This is a genomic window from Mycolicibacterium doricum, assembly GCF_010728155.1.
Taxonomy (GTDB): domain Bacteria; phylum Actinomycetota; class Actinomycetes; order Mycobacteriales; family Mycobacteriaceae; genus Mycobacterium; species Mycobacterium doricum.
The window spans coordinates 1,510,967-1,530,568 of sequence record NZ_AP022605.1 but is presented as its reverse complement, the minus strand read 5'-3'; the positions used below and the strand labels follow the sequence as shown (position 1 = coordinate 1,530,568).

The following is a 19,602-nucleotide window of genomic DNA, read 5'->3' as shown; positions in this document are numbered from 1 at the left end:
GGCGCGTGTCCGACACGCGTGCAACCACCCAAACGGTGCGCTACCGCGAACGGCTCTCGGTGCCGTGGTGGTGGTGGCTGCCCGGACTTGGGCTGGCGGCACTGATCGCCTACGAGGTCAATCTGGGCGTCGAAGCCCTGCCGGACTGGGTGCCGTTCGCGGTGTTGCTGCCGGTCGCCGCCGTCATCCTCGCGTGGTTCGGCCGAGCCGAGCTCCGCGTGGTCGGCGGTCCTGCCGGGGATACCGAACTGTGGGTCGCAGACGCGCACCTGCCGGTCAGCGTCGTGTCGAAATCGGCCGAGGTGCCCAAGACGGCGAAATCTGCGGCGCTCGGGCGCCAGCTCGACCCCGCCGCCTATGTCGTGCACCGGGCCTGGGTGGGTCCGATGATCCTGCTGGTCCTCGACGATCCCGAGGACCCCACGCCCTACTGGCTGGTGAGCACCCGCCACCCCGAACGGGTGCTGTCCGCGCTGGGCCGCTGAGCTCAGGCCGCACAGTCCGAGCAGATCATCATGCCGTTCCTCTCGCTGGCGAGCCGGCTGCGGTGGTGCACCAGGAAGCAGCTGGAGCAGGTGAACTCGTCGGCCTGCTTCGGGATCACCCGGACGGAGAGTTCCTCCCCGGACAGGTCCGCACCGGGCAGCTCGAAATTCTCGGCGGTCTCCGATTCGTCGACGTCGACGACCGCGGACTGCGCCTCGTTCCGTCGCGCCTTCAGTTCTTCGAGCGAGTCCTCGGAGACATCGTCGGTCTCGGTACGCCGTGGGGCGTCGTAGTCAGTAGCCATCGTCTTGTCCCCTCCGGTGAACCTTGCAGCAGTGCTTTGTACCAGCGTCGAACGCTTTCCCCAAACGATTCGTGCCCGTTGCCGCCGCGATCCCGCTGTGATTTACACCACACTCCTACGCCCGCGGCGCACCGACCGCAAGTGAGCAGCAGCGCGGGGCGCTCTACAGTGCATGAGTGGTTTCGAGTATCACCGAAGGCACCGCGTTCGACAGACACGGTCGCCCCTTCCGCCGGCGCAACTATGTGCCCGGCCTCCTCACGATCGGTGCACTCGCGGTCGTCACGTTGGTGGTATGGGTGATCGCCCTGAATCAGCCGACCGACGTGCGCGCTGCCGCCGTCTGCAACCCACCGCCACCGGCACCGGCCACCGGGCCGCCGCCGCCGGTTCTCGGTAAGCAGGTTGGGCACACCGACATGATCGACGTCACCCCGGCGAAACTGGCCGACACCAGGATCCGGGTACTCAACGCGAGCGGACAGGGCGGTCAGGCCGGCGAGATCGCCGGCGAACTGCGCGATCTCGGATTCGCCCAGCCCGAAGCGGCCAACGACCCGATCTACGTGACCGAGCGCCTGCAGTGCCAGGGACAGATCCGGTTCGGCCCGTCCGGGCGTGCCGCCGCCGCCGCGGTGTGGCTGGTGGCGCCCTGCACCGAACTGTTCGAAGACGGGCGGCCGGACCCCACCGTCGATCTGGCGATCGGCACGGAGTTCGCCGAGCTGACCGCCAGCGACGACATCGACGCGGTGCTGGCGAGCCTGCGCCCCGACGCCACCGCCCCAGCTGACCCCGAACTGCTCAAGCGCATCCACACCCGCACCTGCTGACCGCGTCAGCGCAGTACCCCCACGCCCCGCAGCGCATCGTCGAATTCGGCTGCGATTCCTGGTGCCACGGCGACGACCAGCCCGGCCCCGCCGACCGCGCCTGCGGGAGTTGGCAGTGACACGGTGGCCCCCGCCTCGGCGGCGACCAGAGCGCCGGCCGCCCAGTCCCACACGTTGACGCCGTCCTCGTAGTAGGCGTCCAGCTGTCCGGCCGCGACCATGCACAGATCCAGGGCACAGGACCCGATTCGGCGCATGTCGCGCACCCGGGGCATCAGCTCGACGAGGAGCTCGGCCTGCCTGCGGCGGCGTTCCGGCGCATAGGCGAATCCGGTTCCGAGCAGCGCCATGGCGAGCCGCTCGGGCGCGTTGCAGCGCAACGGGCGCGCCGTGCCGTGTCGACGCAGCTGGGCGCCGTGTCCCAGCGCGGCGGAGTACACCGCGGCCGCGGCCACGTCGGCGACCGCACCGGCCACCGATTGGCCGTCCCGCTGCACGGCGACCGACACCGCGTAGGCCTCGATGCCGTAGACGAAGTTCACTGTGCCGTCGATCGGGTCGAGGACCCACGTCAGCTGGCCGACGCCCGCGTCGGCGGCGCCGCCCTCCTCCTCGCCGAGGATATGCTCACCGGGCCGGTACTCGGCGAGCCGGTGGCGTAGCAGCCGCTCCGTCTCGGTGTCGACGACGGTCACCGGATCGGTCGGTGTGCTTTTAGCGGCCACTGCACCCGCGGGCGTGTCACCGGAGCCGGCGCCGAACACCTCGCTGCGCCGGGCCCGCACGAATTCGGCTGCCTCCGCGGCCAACTGCTCGGCCACCTCACGCAACACCACCGGGTCGTCGTCCATCCCGACATAGCATCACGTCGGAGCGAAATTGTCCCGCGGGTTGCCCCGACCCCTGTCCGGGGTCCCGGTAGCCACTAAGGTGTTGGGACGCGTACCGCCGGGCCGCCACTGTGAGGAGCGCTGATGACCGCGACCGATTCGCCCGTCGCAGATCCGGACGCCGCCGGCGGGGACGCGCGCCGCGGATTCGGCGTCGACGTCGGCGGCAGCGGCGTCAAGGGCGGCGTCGTCAACCTCGACACCGGACAGCTGATCGGCGAGCGATTCAAACTACCCACCCCACAGCCCGCCACGCCCGATGCCGTCGCGGAGACGATCGCCGCCGTCGTGAAGGAATTCGGCTGGACCGGCAAGCTCGGCGTGACCTACCCGGGCGTGGTGACCAGCGGGGTCGTGCACACCGCCGCCAACGTCGACAAGTCGTGGCTGGGCGTCAATGCCCAGGAGATCTACAGCGTCGCCCTCGACGGGCAACCGGTCACCGTGCTCAACGACGCCGACGCGGCGGGGCTGGCCGAAGAGCGGTTCGGCGCGGGCCGGGACAACACCGGCGTCATCGTGCTGCTGACTTTCGGCACCGGCATCGGATCGGCCGTCATCCACAACGGGGTCCTGCTGCCCAACACCGAATTCGGACACCTGGAGGTGGGCGGGAAGGAAGCCGAACACCGGGCCGCCTCCTCGGTCAAGGAGCGCAAGGGCTGGACTTACGAACGCTGGACGCGCGAGGTGACCACGGTCCTGGTGGCGATCGAGAACGCCATCTGGCCTGACCTGTTCATCGCCGGCGGTGGCATCAGCCGCAAGGCCGACAAGTGGGTGCCGCTGCTGCAGAACCGCACACCGGTCGTGGCCGCAGCGCTGCAGAACACCGCCGGAATTGTCGGCGCCGCGATGGCCGCTGAGGTGGACGTCACAGCTACCGACCGGTAACTATGCCCTCCGGCTCGCCCGGGCGTCGATTTTCAAGCGCTCGGCACGGCGTCGCCCCACAGTGTCGTTACAATGGAGTCGTTACAATGGACTTCGGGTCGTTGGACTTCGGGTCGTTACAATGGACTTCGGCGGCCGCCAACCGAATAGCGGCAGATATCCGAGTTGAGATCACGCCGACATTCGACATAGCCGACATTTCGGGTTGGTGCCTGCTCCCCACATTTGTTGGGTGTCGGGTGCCCACCGGAACAGTAAGACCGAAAGGGTGTATGTGGCAGCGACAAAGGCAAGCCCGGCAACCGATGAGCCGGTGAAGCGCACCGCCACCAAGACCCCCGCGAAGAAGAAGACCGCCGCGGCGAAGGCCCCGGCGGCCAACGCTGCGAACGGCACCGCGCCGGCCAAACGGGCGGCCAAGGGCACGGCGACCAAGACCCGCGGCCCGGCGAAGAACGACGGCGCCGCCCCACATGGTCGCGGCAAGAAGTCCACTGCGCCCGAGGCCGGCACCGCCGACGCCCTGGTCGACGAGGACCTCGACAGCGCCGACACCCTCGACGCCGAACCGGACATCGACGTCGAGGACGCCGACCTCGACCTCGAGGACCTCGACACCGGCGACGACACCGACAGCGGCGACGACTCCGACAGCGGCGACACCGACGCCGCCGAGGTCAAGGCCGTCCCGAAGGGCGGTGCAGTGCCCGCCGCACCCGCCACCGAGGATGACGAGATTGCCGAGCCGTCCGAGAAGGACAAGGCCTCCGGCGACTTCGTCTGGGACGAGGAGGAGTCCGAGGCGCTGCGCCAGGCCCGCAAGGACGCCGAGCTCACCGCCTCGGCCGACTCGGTGCGCGCCTATCTCAAGCAGATCGGCAAGGTGGCGCTGCTCAACGCCGAGGAAGAGGTCGAGCTCGCCAAGCGGATCGAGGCCGGCCTGTTCGCGACTCAGAAACTGGCCGAACTCGCCGAGAGGGGCGAGAAGCTGCCGGTGCAGCAGCGCCGCGACATGCAGTGGATCTGCCGCGACGGCGACCGCGCCAAGAACCACCTGCTCGAGGCGAACCTGCGCCTGGTGGTGTCGCTGGCCAAGCGCTACACCGGCCGCGGGATGGCCTTCCTGGATTTGATCCAGGAGGGCAACCTCGGCCTGATCCGCGCGGTCGAGAAGTTCGACTACACCAAGGGCTACAAGTTCTCGACCTACGCCACGTGGTGGATTCGTCAGGCCATCACGCGCGCCATGGCCGACCAGGCCCGCACCATCCGCATCCCGGTGCACATGGTGGAAGTCATCAACAAGCTGGGCCGCATCCAGCGAGAGCTGCTCCAGGACCTGGGTCGCGAACCCACGCCCGAAGAGCTCGCCAAGGAGATGGACATCACGCCGGAGAAGGTGCTGGAGATCCAGCAGTACGCGCGTGAGCCGATCTCTCTGGACCAGACGATCGGCGACGAGGGCGACAGCCAGCTCGGCGACTTCATCGAGGACTCCGAGGCCGTCGTCGCCGTCGACGCCGTTTCGTTCACGCTGTTGCAGGACCAGCTGCAGTCGGTACTGGAGACGCTGTCGGAGCGCGAGGCCGGCGTGGTGCGGTTGCGGTTCGGCCTCACCGACGGCCAGCCACGCACCCTCGACGAGATCGGCCAGGTCTACGGCGTCACGCGCGAACGGATCCGCCAGATCGAGTCGAAGACGATGAGCAAGCTCCGGCATCCCAGCCGGTCCCAGGTGCTGCGCGACTACCTGGACTGATCCCCGCCGAAGCTGGACTGATCCCCGCCGAAGCCTTCGAGGGCTCCGCCCCAACGGGTGGTGCGAACTTGTTGGCCGGAGCCGGTTTTCGACTCATCCGCGTCATCGACACCGCGACTCCGCTGTGGATCATCGAAGCCGAGCCGGTCTGATGTCCATTGGCCGCGCGCCCTTGGGATCCGGTTCGGGTCCAAGCGCCGGTGGGCTATTTCAGCGCGCGGTACGGCTGTGGGGAACTGTGTCATGGTGGTCGGCACGGCCAGGCCGGCAACGACATCGTCGTGCGAGACTTGAGATGCTTTGTGGCGCAATGCATTAGCGCTCGCTCAAGCGGGGGCCTCCCGTTAGGACGTGGTGCGCACCCGCATGTACGTCACCGACATCTCGCGGTGGCGTGAGGCGGGTTGGTACACGCGGATGTGTTCGGGACATTCGGCCGGTGGCGACTATGGTTGCCGGTGGCGACTATGGTTGCCGGTGGCGACTATGGTTGCCGGTGGCGACTATGGTTGCCGGTGGCGACTATGGTTGCCGGTGGCGTCGGCGTTGATCTCGCCCGATCTCTACGTCGAGATCGACGGCGACGCTCACACCGACTGATCGAACGGTGACTGATCAACAGGCGCGAACGTGCCGTCGGGTCCGGGTCGATACGGTCTAACAGCTGTCACCGCCGTCGCGGGCAGCGGTCCGTAGAGATGCGGGAACATCATCCCGCCGGGATCCGTTGGAACACCGGGCTCCCAGAGAACCGGGTCGGTCAGCCGGCACGGGTCGATGTGGAGCAGCACCAGATCGGTCCGGCCGGCGAATAGCCGGTTGGCCGGGAGGTGCACCTGCCGGGGTGTCGACAGATGCACGAAGCCGACACCTCCGAGCCCGTCGGGCCGGTGTTCGCCTTCAGCTGAAATCGCCTGCCACTCGGCCGCAGTGCACAAGTGCACGAGGACACGTGGTTTCGGGGCTGAATGTGGGTACACCGGTCTAGCTTGCCTCCGGCAAACCGGCGTTGACGTGAGACACCACACACCGGTGAACCCCTAGGGAACAAGGCCGGAACTGAATACGTCTGACAGAGTGGAGATACGCGAGAGGGTGAACCGCCCGATCGCAGAGAAGGAAACGGAGGGACCATGACCGCAACTCTGACCAGCCCCGAACTCACGATGGCTGATCGATGCGATCGCTGTGGTGCCGCAGCGCGTGTGCGCGCAAAGCTGCCCTCCGGCGCGGAACTGCTGTTCTGCCAGCACCATGCCAATGAACACGAGACGAAGCTGGTCCAGCTCGCAGCTGTCCTCGAGGTGAGCCCGGTCGAGGCCTGAGTTACCACCACGGCGTCCCGCCACGGCAGTAGCCCTTCTGGGCGGTCACGCCCGTCGTCAGTAATGCTGGTCTGGTCATGACAGCCCAGCGGTCCCCGGTTGAACCCTCCCGGCACCAGGTTCGGGCCGTCGTTATCCGGACGTTGTCGAAGAGCTGGGATGACTCGATATTCTCGGAGTCGGCCAAGGCGGCGTTCTGGTGCGCGTTGTCGCTACCGCCCCTGCTGTTGGGCATGCTCGGCAGCCTGGCCCACATCGCGCCGCTGTTCGGTCCGGATGTCCTCCCGACGATCGAGAACCAGCTGATCGGCACCGCCGACAGCTTTTTCTCGTCGAACGTGGTCAACGAGATCATCGAGCCGACGGTGCGCGATATCGTCGAAGGCGCCCGCGGTGAGGTGGTGTCACTGGGCTTCGTCATCTCGCTGTGGGCAGGGTCGTCGGCGATCTCGGCGTTCGTCGAATCGATCGTCGAGGCGCATGATCAGACGCCGCTGCGCCATCCGGTCCGGCAGCGCTTCTACGCGCTGGGGTTGTACGTGATCATGCTCGTGTTCGCGATCGCCACGGCCCCGCTACTGGCGCTCGGGCCGCGCAAGGTGGCCGAGTTCATCCCGGACGACTGGGACCCGGCGCTGCGCTTCGGTTACTGGCCGACGCTGTTCGTCAGCTTGATGATCATGGTGAACATCCTCTACCGGGTGTCGCTGCCGAAACCGCTGCCGTCACATCGGCTGATCTTGGGCTCCATCCTGGCCGCCGTGGTCTTCCTGGTCACGACGCTCGGGCTACGCGTGTACCTGACGTGGATTACCGGCACGGGCTACACCTACGGCGCACTGGCGACGCCGATCGCCTTCCTGCTGTTCGCGTTCTTCCTCGGTTTCGCGATCATGATCGGCGCCGAACTCAACGCGGCCATCGAGGAACAGTGGCCGGCACCGGCCACCCATGCCGGTCGGGTATGGGGCTGGCTGGAGGGCAGGGCCGCCGCCGGATCCCCTGCCACCCCCGCCGCTGCGCCGGTCCCCCCGGACGAGCCGGCTACGTCTTGAGCGACTCGTAGATCCGCTTGCAGTCGGGGCACACGGGGGAACCGGGCTTGGCCGACTTCGTCACCGGGAACACCTCACCGCAGAGCGCGACGACATGCGTTCCCATGACGGCACTCTCGGCGATCTTGTCCTTCTTGACGTAGTGAAAGAACTTGGGGGCGTCGTCGTCCGTCCCGTCGTCGAGGCGTTCGTCGGTGTCCGGGCGCTCGATGGTCTGCGTCTGCATACGTCCATTGTGCCCGGCAGGCATTCGGCAAGTAATGCGACGGCACTGTCGGCCCGAGGTGTGGAACAGTGGAGGTATGAAACACGGCTCCGGGCTGAGTTTCGACGATGAGGGTCGGCCGGTTCTGATCACTCGTGCGGCCCTGGCGTACGAGGAGCAGCACCGTGCCCGCGTCCGGAAGTACCTGACGCTGATGTCGTTCCGCATTCCCGCGCTCATCCTGGCCGCTGTCGCCTACAGCATCTGGGAGAACGGCCTGGTCTCGCTGGGCATAGTGGCGCTGTCGATCCCGCTGCCGTGGATGGCCGTTCTGATCGCCAACGACCGGCCGCCGAGGCGTGCCGAGGAACCCCGCCGCTTCGACAACAGGCGGATCCCGTTGTTTCCCACAGCCGAACGGCCCGCACTCGACCAGCGCACCCGCACCCCACCGCAACCGGACGTCGTCGGCGACGACCCCGACGCGCAACGCTGACCGGCGCGACCGGCCATTCTCAGCACATTCTCAGGACGTCCGCGAGAAACCGCTGATCAACACGTGTGAAGCAGGTGATACCCGGGAACTACTGACGGCACTTGAACGTTGAGGCTCATGACAGAACGAGCTGATCAGGAGGCCGTCATGGCAAATGCCACCACAAGCCGCGTCGATAGCGATCTGGACGCTCAGAGCCCGGCCGCTGACCTCGTGCGCGTGTATCTCAACGGCATCGGCAAAACGGCCCTACTGAACGCCGCCGACGAAGTCGAGCTGGCCAAGCGCATCGAGGCGGGGCTCTACGCCCAGCATCTGCTGAACACGAAGAAGCGGCTCGGCGAGAGCCGCAAACGGGATCTGGCCGCGATCGTCCGTGACGGCGAAGCCGCCCGGCGTCACCTGCTCGAGGCCAACTTGCGCCTCGTGGTGTCGCTGGCCAAGCGGTACACCGGTCGCGGCATGCCGCTGCTCGACCTCATCCAGGAGGGCAACCTCGGCCTGATCCGCGCCATGGAGAAGTTCGACTACACCAAGGGCTTCAAGTTCTCGACGTACGCGACATGGTGGATCCGTCAGGCCATCACCCGCGGCATGGCCGACCAGAGCCGTACGATTCGGCTACCGGTGCACCTCGTCGAGCAGGTCAACAAGCTGGCGCGGATCAAGCGGGAGATGCACCAGAACCTGGGCCGCGAAGCCACCGACGAGGAACTCGCCGAGGAGTCAGGCATTCCCGCGGAGAAGATCGCCGATCTGCTCGAGCACAGCCGCGACCCGGTGAGCCTCGACATGCCGGTCGGCAGCGACGAAGAAGCCCCGCTGGGCGACTTCATCGAGGACGCCGAGGCGATGTCAGCGGAGAACGCGGTGATCTCGGAGCTGCTGCACACCGACATCCGGCACGTCCTGGCAACGCTCGACGAGCGTGAGCAGCAGGTCATCCGGATGCGGTTCGGTCTCGACGACGGGCAGCCGCGCACGCTGGACCAGATCGGAAAGCTCTTCGGGCTGTCCCGGGAACGGGTCCGCCAAATCGAGCGCGAAGTGATGGCCAAGCTGCGCAACGGCGAACGCGCCGACCGGCTGCGCTCCTACGCCAGCTGACCGACACCATCTGAAGGACACCGTGCTCGCCGGAGCACTGAGGCGGGCACGCCGGTCGTGACCCCACATCCACCGTGCGGGTGGTCACCGATGAAGGCCCGCCGATGAGGCGGCTCAACGGTAGACTCAACGCGACAACGGGTCTTGAGAGGCGCCGAATGAACGACTTGGTCGATACCACTGAGATGTACCTGCGCACCATTTACGACCTCGAGGAAGAGGGCGTGGTGCCGCTGCGTGCGCGCATTGCAGAGCGCCTCGACCAAAGCGGTCCGACGGTCAGCCAAACTGTGTCCCGCATGGAGCGCGATGGGCTGCTCAAGGTTGCCGGAGACCGGCACCTCGAGCTCACCGAGAAGGGCCGAGCACTGGCGATCGCCGTGATGCGCAAGCACCGGCTCGCCGAGCGGTTGCTGGTCGATGTGATCGGACTGCCGTGGGAGGAAGTGCACGCCGAGGCGTGCCGTTGGGAGCACGTGATGAGCGAGGACGTCGAGCGGCGCCTCGTGCAAGTGCTCGACGACCCCAGTACTTCGCCGTTCGGTAACCCGATCCCCGGGCTGTCCGAACTCGGACTCGAGGCGTTGTCGCGGGCGGGGTCTGCCAACCTCGTCCGGCTCACCGAGCTGCCGGCCGGGATGCCGGTCGCAGTCGTCGTTCGCCAGCTCACCGAACACGTACAGGGCGACACCGAACTCATCGCACGCCTCAAGGACGCCGGCGTGGTGCCCAACGCCCGCGTCACCGTCGAGTCGGCCGACCACGGCGGGGTGAACATCGTCATTCCCGGCCACGAACAGGTCGGGTTGCCGCACCACATGGCCCACGCCGTGAAGGTCGAGAAGGTCTAGCCCGCGCGTCGGCGGATCCGCCGACGCGGCGGCAGTCGAACGCCCAACTGCTCGGCCAGCCGGTAGCCGGTCAGGGCCAGTTCGCGAATCCGTTCCGGGCGAAGTCCCGATTGCAGCGCCTGATCGAGCATGCCCGCCATCCGGTGGACGGGGTCGATGCGCAACGCGGCGTCCAGCGACACACCGGCCAGGGGGCCGTCGCCGCGGGCGTATGCGGAGAATGCCAGCAACACGAGCGCCTCGGTGCGCCACGGAGCGGGCAGAATGCGCGCCAGCAACACCCACAGCGCCTCCGCCCGGTCGGCTTCCTCCCCCACCGCGAGCGCGAACAGGGTGTCGCGCACCCGCACGTCGCTCAGTGCGCAGCCCAGTCGCGCGGCCGCCTCGTCGGACAACACGCCGCCGTCGGCCACGTGTGCCGCTGCGGCCCGGGCCTCGTTGATCACCGCGCAGGCCTGGCCGTCGGACAGAATCTTGCCGACCCGATCGGAAGCGGCCGCGATCACCTCGGCCAGTTCCGCGGTCCGCACCGGATCGACAGCGACCACTGCCTGCAGTTCGGCGCGACCGGTGTAGAGCCTGCGGCCGTCGAGCACCGCTGCGACCGCCAGCGGGGAGGCCGACGGATCCTCGATCACACCGCCGCGGCCGCAACCGTCGGCGCAGTGCCACCGCCCGCCTGTGGCGACCCGGTCGACAACGTGCGCACCGAGCAGCGCGATGTCCCAGGAGGCGAGTTGTTCAGCCAACAGCTCGGCCAGCTGCCGGTAGTCGTCATTGCACGGGCCGCAGCCCGACCCGTGCTCGTCGACGATCACCGCCACCGCGCCGTCGGACCGGCCCGCCGAAGCCACCTCGGCGAGGTGGGCAATCTGCTCCTCCATGTCGTCGCACAGGTCGATCCGGAGGACGCACCCGAGGTCACCCCGGTCCATGGTCATTAGCACGAGTGACATCTCGGGCACGAAGCCCAGGACGGCGGGCACGGCAGCGATCAGCGTGCCCGGACGGTCGAGTTCGAAGTCGGGGGTATGCGATGTCGTCATACCTCGAACAGTGGCCGCCCCCGCCGTCAGTCCGGTCGACGCGACGGCTGCGCCGGCCTCATCTGTGAATGAAGTCGCCGTTGGGGAAACCGGTGTCACTGTGCGGCGCGCCGCAACGCCTGCAAGGCGTCGGTGAACAGGACGTCGAGCGCGGCGGTGTCGGGTTCGACGTCGAGATCGTTGGTTAGCCATGCGACGGTCACCCGGGCCTCGTCGATCTGGGCGCCCAGTGTCTGGACCCGCACCGCCGGCTCGGTGGACCGCAGGATCGTGGTCCGGCTTGCGAGGGAGTCGTCAGCGTCCACCGGCGGCGGGGCCAGCAGCACGGTTTCGACGGTGCTGACCACCTCGCCTGCGGTGGCCGTCAACGACGCGCACCGCGCAAGTTGGTCGCGTCGGGTCGACAGCTTGGTGTCGGCGCGGGTGAGGATCACGGTGAGCGCGGCCCCGGTCCCCGGGTCAACGCCTTGGGCGGCCACCGCATGTTGCGGGCCAAGTCCGACGGGAGGCGGCGCACAGCCGGCCGGTTCGACGGTGGCGCCCGTGGGCACACCGTCGACGCTCGCGACGGCCTCGGCGGTGGCGTGTGGGTCCAGGACCGCCGCGTCATAGGACCGCGGGAAGCGGGACGGTTCGATGAGCGCCTCGGCGAGGACGACGGGTCTCGCGTCCGCGTCCAGTGAAGGTGCGCCGCCGGTCATGCGCACACATCCGCACAGCACCGCACACACCAGCACAACCGCACCCGGTGCCCCGATACCCTGGACGTGCACGCCGTTCATCGCGGTCATCGTCTCACCGCGCGACCACCGCGAGGGTAAGGCGCGCGGCGCGACCGTTCACGTGCTGTGGACATGGGTCTCGGCGAACAAGCCGCGGCCAACGACCCGATCCGTTGTTGGCGGCACCGCCGGTTCTGGCAAAACCGCCGGTTAGCACAGACCCATCCGGGCACCCTGCGTGGAGTGCGGTGCCACTCGCACCGTGACCGCGAACCGGTACCCGCGGCAGCCGGCGCGGCAAAATGCGCGACACTTATGGTCACGACGGACGTCGCAGAGGCGTTGACACCGCGGCGAGGAGGCGAACCGAGATGGCTGACCATCCAGACATCCCAGAGCAGTATCAACCCGAGCCGACCGGCATGTACGAGTTGGAATTCCCCGCTCCGCAGCTGTCGGCGGCCGACGGACGAGGACCGGTGTTGCTCCATGCACTGGAGGGTTTCTCGGATGCGGGGCAGGTGGTACGGCTGTCCATCGCGCACCTCAAGAACAGCCTCGACACCGAACTTGTTGCGTCGTTCGCCATCGACGAACTCCTCGACTACCGTTCGCGGCGGCCGCTGATGACGTTCAAGAGCGACCACTTCTCGGGCTACGAGGAACCCGAGCTGAACCTCTACGCCGTGCACGACAGCGTCGGTACGCCGTTCCTGCTCCTGGCGGGAATGGAACCCGACCTGCGCTGGGAGCGGTTCATCACTGCGGTCCGGAGGCTGGCCGAACAACTCGGTGTCCGCCAGACCATCGGGCTGGGCTCCATTCCGATGGCGGTGCCGCACACCCGGCCGGTGGCGATTACCGCGCACTCAAACAACAAGGAACTGATCGCCGACCACACTCCGTGGGTGGGCGAGGTGCAGGTGCCTGCGAGTGCATCGAACCTGTTGGAGTTCCGGATGGCCCAGCACGGCCACGAGGTGGTCGGTTACACCGTGTACGTGCCGCACTACCTGTCCCAGACAGCGTATCCACCGGCCGCCGAGGCCCTGCTCACCGAGGTCGCCAAGACCGCGGCGCTGCAGATCCCGCTGACCGCACTCGCTGAGGCAGGCGCGGAAGTCTACGCCAAGATCAACGAACAGGTCGAGGGCAGCGTCGAGGTTGCTCAAGTGGTGACCGCACTGGAGCGCCAGTACGATGCGTTCATCGCCGCTCAGGAGAACCGGTCGCTGCTCGCACACGACGAAGACCTCCCCAGCGGTGACGAACTCGGCGCCGAATTCGAACGGTTCCTCGCCCAGCAGGCAGGCGAGAAGGACAAAGAGGACCGGTACCGGGACGGCTTCTCCGACGGCGAGGACCGTAGCTGAGCACACCGCACGCCGCCGGAGCACTCCGGCCCGATGATGAGGTTGGCGCCATGACTGACCGCACACCCAACCTTCATCCGGTGCGGGATCTGACGCCGAAGCTGCAGTACCGCACCATCCACGGATATCGCCGGGCTTTCCGGATCGCCGGTGACGGCCCGGCGATCCTGCTGATCCACGGCATCGGTGACAACTCCACGACGTGGGGCACCGTGCAGCCCAAACTCGCACAGCGTTTCACCGTCATTGCGCCGGACCTGCTCGGGCACGGCAAGTCGGACAAACCTCGGGCGGACTATTCGGTGGCCGCCTACGCGAACGGCATGCGGGATCTGCTGAGCGTTCTCGACATCGACCGGGTGACCGTGGTCGGCCATTCCCTGGGCGGCGGGGTGGCGATGCAGTTCGCTTACCAGTTCCCCCAGTTCGTCGACCGCCTCATCCTCGTGGCCGCCGGCGGGGTGACCAAGGACGTCAACATCGCACTGCGCGTGGCCTCCCTGCCGATGGGAAGTGAGGCGCTTGCGCTGCTGCGACTGCCGCTGGTGTTGCCGACGCTGCAGTGCGCCGGGCGCGTCGCGGGCACGGTGCTCGGCACCACCAAGATGGGCCGCGACCTCGCCGAGATGATGCGGATCCTCGCCGACCTGCCCGAACCGACGGCGTCGTCGGCTTTCGCGAGGACCCTGCGCGCCGTGGTGGACTGGCGTGGTCAGGTCGTCACGATGCTCGACCGCTGTTATCTCACCGAATCGGTTCCCGTCCAGCTCATCTGGGGCAGCCACGATTCGGTGATCCCGGTCAGCCACGCCCGGCTGGCGCACGCGGCGATGCCCGGGTCGCGGCTTGAGGTATTCGAGGGCTCGGGACACTTCCCGTTCCACGACGACCCGGACCGGTTCGTCGAAACCGTCGAGCGCTTCATCGATTCCAGTGAGCCGGCGGCCCACGACCAGGACCTGCTCCGCCAGTTGTTGCGGACGGGTTTGAGCGAATCGACGATCAGCGGGTCCGTCGACACGCGGGTCGCAGTGCTCGACGCGATGGGCGGCGACGAACGCAGCGCTACCTGAGCGCCCAGCGCCGGCGAACACGTATGATCGGCCGATGGCCATCGATGTCCAGGCCTTGCGCGTCTTCACCGACTCAGAAGGGAACCACGGCAACCCGCTCGGCGTCGTGGACGCGGCGACCGTGGATCCCGGCGACCGGCAGCGCATCGCTCGCGAACTCGGTTACAGCGAGACCCTTTTCGTGGATATCCCGCAGGCCGGTGCCACGACGGCGCACGTCAGGATCTTCACCCCCGCCACCGAACTCCCGTTCGCCGGGCATCCCACCGTCGGTGCGTCGTGGTGGCTTCGCGAGAACAGGCTGCCAGTGCGCACCCTGCAGGTCCCGGCCGGAATCGTCCAGGTCCGCTACGAGGGCCACCTGACTGTGGTCAGGGCGCGCTCCGACTGGGCGCCGGAGTTTGCGATCCACGACCTGCAGTCCCGCGAGGCGTTGGCCGCCGCAGACCCCGGCGACTATCCCGACGACGCCCATCACTACCTGTGGACCTGGACCGACCGCGGCGCCGGACACATTCGAGCGCGTATGTTCGCCCCGGGTCTCGGAGTGCCCGAAGATGAGGCGACCGGAGCTGCGGCGGTGCGCATCACCGATCACCTCAGCCGCGATCTGACGATCGTGCAGGGTAAGGGCTCGGTGATCCACACCGCATGGAGCCCCGACGGCTGGGTCAGCATCGCCGGCCGCGTCATCGCCGACAGCAGGCGTCGCCTGGACTGATTCCCGGTCAGCCCGACCGCGTGACGTCCTGGTGGGCGCGCAAAGCTTCGATCTCGCGTTCGAAATCGGCTGCGGACTCGAAGGATCGGTATACCGAGGCGAACCGCAGATAGGCGACCTCGTCGAGCTCACGCAGCGGACCGAGGATCGCCAGACCCACCTCGTGGCTGGGTACCTCGGGGGAACCGGTCGCCCGGACCGCGTCCTCGACCTGCTGGGCGAGCAGATTGAGCGCGTCGTCGTCGACCTGGCGCCCCTGGCACGCCCGGCGGACACCCTTGATGACCTTCTCTCGGCTGAACGGTTCTGTCACACCGCTGCGCTTGACGACCGCGAGCACCGCGGTCTCCACCGTGGTGAACCGCCGGCCGCACTCCGGACAGGAGCGGCGGCGCCGGATGGCCTGACCTTCGTCGGTCTCCCGAGAGTCGACGACACGCGAATCGGGATGACGACAGAACGGACAGTGCATCACCGCTCCTTCGCCAAACCGCCGGGTACGCCTTTCGAACCTCTCCGAGCGTACCCGGATGGCATCCTCGCCGCCGACGGCTCGGGTCGGTGGCCACCCGACATGCGGCGCCGGGAGCAGCGTGGGGGCCCAGCACCGAAATCCCCCTGTCCACGGCACCCGTCAGCCGACAGGGGAGATCAGCATCTGGCCGGCATCGATCGCCGCCGAGTCGAGCTCGTTGAGTTCACGGATCCGCTCGACGACAGCACCGATCGGGGCGTCCGGGGCGACCCGCTGCGCGACCTGATGCAGGCTCTCCCCGCCCTGCACCTGCACCACCGCCAGTTCCGCGGGCACCGAGTCCTGCTGGCGCGCCACCCCGCCCAGGTTGGCGACCAGCCCGAGCCACACGGTGATCCCGGCGGCCACCAGCGCGAGAAGCACTGTCGTCGCGGGCGTGACGGGGCGGCGGCGATGCGACGCGCGGGAGATGAGCACCCCGGTGCCCCGGTGCCGCAGGGCGGCACCGGCGGGACGACCCGCGCCCGGCCGTCGAGTGCCCGGCCGCCGAGTGCCCGGCCGCCGAACATCCGACGCCCGGCGCACACCGCGTGCGGCCGGATATTGCGGGGTCTGCCTCACTTCGAGGATCGTCATGCGCGCGCCCTTCCTGTGGTAATCGCCTGTGTGTTCGAATATAGTCGATCGTATGTTCGATGGTAGAACGTGTGATCGAACTGTTGCAGACGATAAGTGAAGGGTCCGACAAGTACATCGGTGCCGTTGCCGCTACATCGGTGCCGTTGCCGCCCCGGGGATCCGGCGCGACATGCGTCGAACAAATGTTTGATCATCGGAGGTCGGGAGACTAGATTCAGCCCCATGATCGACGACAGCAGCGAAACCGGCACCGGCGGGCGCCGCGGCACAGACGCCGGCCTGACCGAGCGACAACGCACCATTCTGGAGGTCATTCGCGCCTCGGTGACCAGCCGCGGCTACCCCCCGAGCATCCGAGAGATCGGCGACGCTGTCGGACTGACGTCGACGTCCTCGGTGGCACACCAGCTCCGCACGCTCGAACGCAAGGGCTACCTGCGGCGTGACCCGAACCGGCCCCGGGCCGTCGATGTACGCCTCTCCGACCAGCCGGCCGCGCCGGTGGTTACCACCGATGTCGTCGGCAGCGATGCGCTACCCGAACCGACGTTCGTACCGGTGCTCGGCCGGATCGCGGCCGGCGGGCCGATCCTGGCGGAGGAAGCGGTCGAGGACGTGTTCCCGCTGCCGCGCGAACTCGTCGGTGAGGGCTCGCTGTTCCTGCTCAAGGTGGTGGGCGACTCGATGATCGACGCCGCCATCTGCGACGGAGATTGGGTCGTCGTCCGACAACAGGCGGTCGCCGACAACGGCGACATCGTCGCAGCCATGATCGACGGCGAAGCCACCGTCAAGACCTTCAAACGCAGCCGTGGGCAGGTGTGGCTGATGCCGCACAATCCCGCGTTCGAACCCATCCTGGGCAACGACGCCGCCGTGCTGGGTAAAGTCGTCACCGTCATCCGCAAGATCTGACGGCTGCTCAGGCGCCGCGCACGAACCCGTTGGTACGCGCGAAATCCTCACTTGGGAAGAAGATCTCGGCGACCGCATCGTCATAGCCGCGGCTGCCCGGCGCCCAGTAGAGGCCCGTCTTGGTGTCCGCCTTCACCGGGTAACCCGCCGGCGGCTCATCGGAGCCGTCGACAGCCAGCTGGATCGCCGTCCGGCCGGGGCCCGGCTCGTCGATGTCGATGGCCGCGTGTCTACCGCTGGGCGCGTCGTCGACGAAGGGCGCCGCCATGAACCCGCCGGGCACCACCGGCTCCTCGTCCGTCGTGTCTGCTCTGAGCGCGTCAGCGGGCGCGGGTAGAGACGGCTCCTCCAGTGCGGACTGCGCGCGTGTCTCGTCGCTCACCGCAGCCTCGATACGCGTCGGCGCGGTGTCGATCGAGTCCAGATCGTCCCGCCCACCGAACAGGTCATCGGGGCCAGACGCCGAAGCCCGCGCCGCCGCCACCCTCTCGACCGCCTCTTCGGCCGATTCGTCACGCAGGTCCCAAGGGTTCGCCGACGTGTCGCGTCCTCCGTACCCGCCGGGATACCGGCCGTGGCGTTCGTCGCCGTCATCGGCATCAGACACCCCGTGGCCGGACGGCCGGTACCGGGCGGCGTCGTCGACGATGTCGTCGTCATCGCGGAAGTGGCCGGCCCGGTCGCCGCGACGGCGGTTCCACAGCAGCGCGCCGGCGACGAGTCCGACCACGAGCAGCACCGGGATCAGCGCCAGCAGCCACCACCAGTTCCACCGCCAGCTCAACCACTCGCCGTCTCCACCGGCCGCCGACGACTGCGGCTCCGCAGGAGCCTTCGGCACCTCCTCGCCCGGCACCTGGAGACCGGCCAGCCGCGCGGCGAGGTTCGCCGGCTCGGTGCTGAACCTGCCGGTCGATCGGTCGTAGGACAGCACCCCTTCGCTGAACCGCTGGGTGACGACGTCACCGCTCTCCGTCTGATCGGCCATGGGGGCGCCCAGCGGTCCCTGTGCGCCGTCGAGTTCCGACCACCCCGCGTTCATCGCCCCACGTACGATGACGGCGCCGTAATCCGGGGTCCAGAAGATGACCGGGTTGTCCTCTGCCGCGAACGTACTGATGCGGCTGTCGGAGCCCAGACCACCGTCGGCTTCGCTGCTCGTCGGGAAGCCGAGGTCGCCCTCCGGCCCACCCACGCTCTCGTACTTCTCGAGCACCTGACCGGTGACCACGTTCGCCCCGGTCTGCGGCGTGTAGAAGATCTTGCCGCCGACGAAGTTCTGGCCGACTCCCCCAGCCCCGATCTCGTACTGCGGCCCGTCCTTGGCGCCCAGCGGCCCCAGGGCGCCGCCCGCGGCGCGCCGGGCGGCCGCGATGGCCGATGTGGCGTCCTCGGGAATCGGCAGGTCCTTCAGTTGATCGGCGAGTTCGGGTGGAACCGTCGTGAAAGTCTTGTCCGTGCGGTTCCAGGACAGCTGTCCGCCGGTGAACTGCTGGGACACCACGTCGCCGCGGTACACCTCGTCCTCCGCGGGCACGCCGAGCCCGCCCGCCGACCCGCCCAGCCGGTCCCATGCGGCGTTGATCGCACCGCGCACGACGCGGGCACCGGTCCCCGGTGTCCAGAAGATCACCGGCTTGTCCGCGGCCGAGAAGGTGACGTTCCGGCTGTCCGGGCCGACCCGGCCCGGACCCTCGTCGATCGTGGGAAAGCCGAGGTCACCGTCCGCCGGTCCGCCGAGCGACTCGTACCTCTCGAGGACGGCGCCCTGCATCCAGTGCGCGCCGGTGGCCGGGGTGAAGAACATCTTGCCCGCCGCGAAGTTCTGGCCGAAACCCTCGCCGACGGGATAGATGCCGCCTTGACGCACGCCGAGCGGACCGGTGATACCACCGCTGCCGTCGTAGGCCGCGGTGATCGCGTCGTTGGCCTCGGTGGCCGGGTCAGCCGTCGCCAGAGGCGCCCAGAACAGACCCGCCACCCCCACCGCCAGACCGGCCGTCACGCGCACCAGCGCCGTGTGCAGCAGGGTTCGCCGCCCGTTCATCGAACCTCCCGTATTCGGCGCGAAAGTGTCTCGAAAGTATCGCGTCAGCCAATCTTGTGACAGCCGACGTCCATTTCGCGGGCACGACAGGCGAATTTCGGGAAGTTACTTGCAAATCCCACCAATGTGAAGGTTTTTTCCGCCGCTGCGCCGACATCGTGTTCCCCTGGCGCCTTGAGGGCTGAGCGGGCCGCCCGCGGTGGAAGGTGCGCGGTGGAAGGTGCGGCGTCGGGCAGCCCTAGACTTTCCGCCAGACCAGCCTCACCCACTGTGGACGGCTTGGACACCGCGATCTTGTCCGGTGACACCACATCGGTGGCGCCCCGAATGGACCTTTTCGCGGCATTCGTCCAACTCGGGCGCAGCCAGGCAGTGCTGAACGACGG

The 19,602-nt window shown here is 68.0% G+C and carries 23 protein-coding genes; 14 read left to right on the top strand and 9 right to left on the bottom strand.

The features are described 5' to 3' along the window. Positions 1-5: 5 nt before the first annotated feature. Positions 6-485 (top strand): DUF3093 domain-containing protein, encoded by a 480-nt coding sequence (locus G6N07_RS07645; RefSeq protein ID WP_085190900.1) that lies wholly within the window; start codon positions 6-8, stop codon positions 483-485. Positions 486-487: 2 nt separating this feature from the next. On the opposite strand, the gene G6N07_RS07640 is transcribed toward G6N07_RS07645, so the two are convergent. After that, positions 488-790: a DUF4193 domain-containing protein gene (locus G6N07_RS07640; RefSeq protein WP_085190902.1), complete on the bottom strand. Its 303-nt coding sequence runs from the start codon at positions 788-790 to the stop codon at positions 488-490. A 176-nt stretch (positions 791-966) separates the two neighbouring features. Between G6N07_RS07640 and cei the strand changes: the two genes are divergently transcribed. Next, positions 967-1,623 carry an envelope integrity protein Cei gene (gene cei / locus G6N07_RS07635; RefSeq protein ID WP_085190904.1) on the top strand — a complete coding sequence of 219 codons (657 nt, stop codon included), beginning with the start codon at positions 967-969 and terminating at the stop codon, positions 1,621-1,623. 5 nt (positions 1,624-1,628) lie between these two features. Here cei and G6N07_RS07630 read toward each other — a convergent pair whose 3' ends face one another. Continuing rightward, entirely contained in the window at positions 1,629-2,474 is an 846-nt protein-coding gene (locus G6N07_RS07630) for an inositol monophosphatase family protein (protein ID WP_085190906.1), read from the bottom strand. Positions 2,475-2,597: 123 nt separating this feature from the next. Here G6N07_RS07630 and ppgK point away from each other — a divergent pair, with 123 nt between their 5' ends. From ppgK to G6N07_RS20695, 3 genes are all read left to right on the top strand, one after another. Then, the gene (ppgK, locus tag G6N07_RS07625) at positions 2,598-3,407 is read left to right on the top strand and encodes a polyphosphate--glucose phosphotransferase (protein ID WP_085190908.1); all 810 of its coding nucleotides are present in this window, start codon (positions 2,598-2,600) and stop codon (positions 3,405-3,407) included. A gap of 268 nt (positions 3,408-3,675) precedes the next feature. Beyond that, a complete protein-coding gene (locus G6N07_RS07620; protein WP_235849749.1) occupies positions 3,676-5,166 on the top strand; it encodes an RNA polymerase sigma factor in 1,491 nt (496 codons plus the stop codon). 477 nt (positions 5,167-5,643) lie between these two features. Next, positions 5,644-5,766, top strand: coding sequence for a hypothetical protein (locus G6N07_RS20695; protein WP_263858031.1), 123 nt, complete (start codon positions 5,644-5,646; stop codon positions 5,764-5,766). On the opposite strand, the gene G6N07_RS07610 is transcribed toward G6N07_RS20695, so the two are convergent. Further along, the gene (locus tag G6N07_RS07610; protein WP_085190912.1) at positions 5,754-6,146 is read right to left on the bottom strand and encodes a DUF952 domain-containing protein; all 393 of its coding nucleotides are present in this window, start codon (positions 6,144-6,146) and stop codon (positions 5,754-5,756) included. The two genes, G6N07_RS20695 and G6N07_RS07610, sit on opposite strands and share 13 nt — an antisense overlap. 153 nt (positions 6,147-6,299) lie before the next feature. Between G6N07_RS07610 and G6N07_RS07605 the strand changes: the two genes are divergently transcribed. Together G6N07_RS07605 and G6N07_RS07600 are read left to right on the top strand one after the other, a co-directional pair. Then, entirely contained in the window at positions 6,300-6,491 is a 192-nt protein-coding gene (locus G6N07_RS07605) for a DUF7455 domain-containing protein (RefSeq protein ID WP_085190914.1), read from the top strand. A gap of 77 nt (positions 6,492-6,568) precedes the next feature. Beyond that, positions 6,569-7,546 (top strand): YihY/virulence factor BrkB family protein, encoded by a 978-nt coding sequence (locus G6N07_RS07600; RefSeq protein WP_085190916.1) that lies wholly within the window; start codon positions 6,569-6,571, stop codon positions 7,544-7,546. Here the strand turns inward: G6N07_RS07600 and G6N07_RS07595 are convergent. Further along, a complete protein-coding gene (locus tag G6N07_RS07595; protein WP_085190918.1) occupies positions 7,536-7,772 on the bottom strand; it encodes a DUF3039 domain-containing protein in 237 nt (78 codons plus the stop codon). The genes G6N07_RS07600 and G6N07_RS07595 overlap by 11 nt on opposite strands. 76 nt (positions 7,773-7,848) lie before the next feature. Between G6N07_RS07595 and G6N07_RS07590 the strand changes: the two genes are divergently transcribed. From G6N07_RS07590 to G6N07_RS07580, 3 genes are all read left to right on the top strand, one after another. After that, positions 7,849-8,247 carry a DUF3099 domain-containing protein gene (locus G6N07_RS07590; RefSeq protein ID WP_179959960.1) on the top strand — a complete coding sequence of 133 codons (399 nt, stop codon included), beginning with the start codon at positions 7,849-7,851 and terminating at the stop codon, positions 8,245-8,247. A gap of 117 nt (positions 8,248-8,364) precedes the next feature. Continuing rightward, on the top strand, positions 8,365-9,354 hold the full coding sequence (locus tag G6N07_RS07585; RefSeq protein ID WP_263858030.1) for a sigma-70 family RNA polymerase sigma factor: 990 nt from the start codon (positions 8,365-8,367) through the stop codon (positions 9,352-9,354). Positions 9,355-9,512: 158 nt separating this feature from the next. Further along, on the top strand, positions 9,513-10,205 hold the full coding sequence (locus G6N07_RS07580; protein WP_085190921.1) for an iron-dependent transcriptional repressor DtxR: 693 nt from the start codon (positions 9,513-9,515) through the stop codon (positions 10,203-10,205). On the opposite strand, the gene G6N07_RS07575 is transcribed toward G6N07_RS07580, so the two are convergent. Beyond that, the gene (locus G6N07_RS07575; protein ID WP_085190923.1) at positions 10,202-11,251 is read right to left on the bottom strand and encodes a DUF4192 domain-containing protein; all 1,050 of its coding nucleotides are present in this window, start codon (positions 11,249-11,251) and stop codon (positions 10,202-10,204) included. The genes G6N07_RS07580 and G6N07_RS07575 overlap by 4 nt on opposite strands. A 95-nt stretch (positions 11,252-11,346) precedes the next feature. Continuing rightward, positions 11,347-12,042, bottom strand: a complete 696-nt coding sequence (locus G6N07_RS07570) for a DUF5642 family protein (RefSeq protein WP_085190925.1) — start codon at positions 12,040-12,042, stop codon at positions 11,347-11,349. A 302-nt stretch (positions 12,043-12,344) separates the two neighbouring features. Here G6N07_RS07570 and G6N07_RS07565 point away from each other — a divergent pair, with 302 nt between their 5' ends. From G6N07_RS07565 to G6N07_RS07555, 3 genes are read left to right on the top strand one after another with little or no spacing between them, the layout of a single operon-like run. Continuing rightward, positions 12,345-13,346, top strand: a complete 1,002-nt coding sequence (locus G6N07_RS07565) for a proteasome assembly chaperone family protein (protein WP_085190927.1) — start codon at positions 12,345-12,347, stop codon at positions 13,344-13,346. Between the two features lie 50 nt (positions 13,347-13,396). Beyond that, positions 13,397-14,419 (top strand): alpha/beta fold hydrolase, encoded by a 1,023-nt coding sequence (locus G6N07_RS07560; RefSeq protein WP_085190929.1) that lies wholly within the window; start codon positions 13,397-13,399, stop codon positions 14,417-14,419. Positions 14,420-14,453: 34 nt separating this feature from the next. Beyond that, positions 14,454-15,140: a PhzF family protein gene (locus tag G6N07_RS07555; RefSeq protein ID WP_085190931.1), complete on the top strand. Its 687-nt coding sequence runs from the start codon at positions 14,454-14,456 to the stop codon at positions 15,138-15,140. 7 nt (positions 15,141-15,147) lie between these two features. On the opposite strand, the gene nrdR is transcribed toward G6N07_RS07555, so the two are convergent. Together nrdR and G6N07_RS07545 are read right to left on the bottom strand one after the other, a co-directional pair. Further along, entirely contained in the window at positions 15,148-15,612 is a 465-nt protein-coding gene (gene nrdR, locus G6N07_RS07550; RefSeq protein ID WP_085190932.1) for a transcriptional regulator NrdR, read from the bottom strand. Between the two features lie 162 nt (positions 15,613-15,774). Beyond that, positions 15,775-16,251 (bottom strand): LysM peptidoglycan-binding domain-containing protein, encoded by a 477-nt coding sequence (locus G6N07_RS07545; protein ID WP_085190934.1) that lies wholly within the window; start codon positions 16,249-16,251, stop codon positions 15,775-15,777. Positions 16,252-16,476: 225 nt separating this feature from the next. Between G6N07_RS07545 and lexA the strand changes: the two genes are divergently transcribed. Continuing rightward, complete coding sequence (gene lexA, locus G6N07_RS07540) at positions 16,477-17,169, top strand: transcriptional repressor LexA (protein WP_085190936.1); 693 nt, start codon at positions 16,477-16,479, stop codon at positions 17,167-17,169. A 7-nt stretch (positions 17,170-17,176) separates the two neighbouring features. Here the strand turns inward: lexA and G6N07_RS07535 are convergent, their stop codons facing one another. Then, positions 17,177-19,216 (bottom strand): LGFP repeat-containing protein, encoded by a 2,040-nt coding sequence (locus tag G6N07_RS07535; protein ID WP_085190937.1) that lies wholly within the window; start codon positions 19,214-19,216, stop codon positions 17,177-17,179. Positions 19,217-19,602: the final 386 nt, after the last annotated feature.

What these genes read in the sequence shown, in the direction of transcription:
- G6N07_RS07585 (WP_263858030.1), top strand. Translation starts at nt 8,365, where the DNA reads ATGACAGAACGAGCTGATCAGGAGGCCGTCATGGCAAATGCCACCACA.
- G6N07_RS07640 (WP_085190902.1), bottom strand. Translation starts at nt 790, where the DNA reads ATGGCTACTGACTACGACGCCCCACGGCGTACCGAGACCGACGATGTC.
- G6N07_RS07535 (WP_085190937.1), bottom strand. Translation starts at nt 19,216, where the DNA reads ATGAACGGGCGGCGAACCCTGCTGCACACGGCGCTGGTGCGCGTGACG.
- G6N07_RS07580 (WP_085190921.1), top strand. Translation starts at nt 9,513, where the DNA reads ATGAACGACTTGGTCGATACCACTGAGATGTACCTGCGCACCATTTAC.
- ppgK (WP_085190908.1), top strand. Translation starts at nt 2,598, where the DNA reads ATGACCGCGACCGATTCGCCCGTCGCAGATCCGGACGCCGCCGGCGGG.
- G6N07_RS07575 (WP_085190923.1), bottom strand. Translation starts at nt 11,251, where the DNA reads ATGACGACATCGCATACCCCCGACTTCGAACTCGACCGTCCGGGCACG.
- G6N07_RS07595 (WP_085190918.1), bottom strand. Translation starts at nt 7,772, where the DNA reads ATGCAGACGCAGACCATCGAGCGCCCGGACACCGACGAACGCCTCGAC.
- G6N07_RS07545 (WP_085190934.1), bottom strand. Translation starts at nt 16,251, where the DNA reads ATGACGATCCTCGAAGTGAGGCAGACCCCGCAATATCCGGCCGCACGC.
- nrdR (WP_085190932.1), bottom strand. Translation starts at nt 15,612, where the DNA reads ATGCACTGTCCGTTCTGTCGTCATCCCGATTCGCGTGTCGTCGACTCT.
- G6N07_RS07630 (WP_085190906.1), bottom strand. Translation starts at nt 2,474, where the DNA reads ATGGACGACGACCCGGTGGTGTTGCGTGAGGTGGCCGAGCAGTTGGCC.
- G6N07_RS07600 (WP_085190916.1), top strand. Translation starts at nt 6,569, where the DNA reads ATGACAGCCCAGCGGTCCCCGGTTGAACCCTCCCGGCACCAGGTTCGG.
- G6N07_RS07570 (WP_085190925.1), bottom strand. Translation starts at nt 12,042, where the DNA reads ATGACCGCGATGAACGGCGTGCACGTCCAGGGTATCGGGGCACCGGGT.
- G6N07_RS07565 (WP_085190927.1), top strand. Translation starts at nt 12,345, where the DNA reads ATGGCTGACCATCCAGACATCCCAGAGCAGTATCAACCCGAGCCGACC.
- G6N07_RS07560 (WP_085190929.1), top strand. Translation starts at nt 13,397, where the DNA reads ATGACTGACCGCACACCCAACCTTCATCCGGTGCGGGATCTGACGCCG.
- G6N07_RS07605 (WP_085190914.1), top strand. Translation starts at nt 6,300, where the DNA reads ATGACCGCAACTCTGACCAGCCCCGAACTCACGATGGCTGATCGATGC.
- G6N07_RS07590 (WP_179959960.1), top strand. Translation starts at nt 7,849, where the DNA reads ATGAAACACGGCTCCGGGCTGAGTTTCGACGATGAGGGTCGGCCGGTT.
- G6N07_RS07555 (WP_085190931.1), top strand. Translation starts at nt 14,454, where the DNA reads ATGGCCATCGATGTCCAGGCCTTGCGCGTCTTCACCGACTCAGAAGGG.
- lexA (WP_085190936.1), top strand. Translation starts at nt 16,477, where the DNA reads ATGATCGACGACAGCAGCGAAACCGGCACCGGCGGGCGCCGCGGCACA.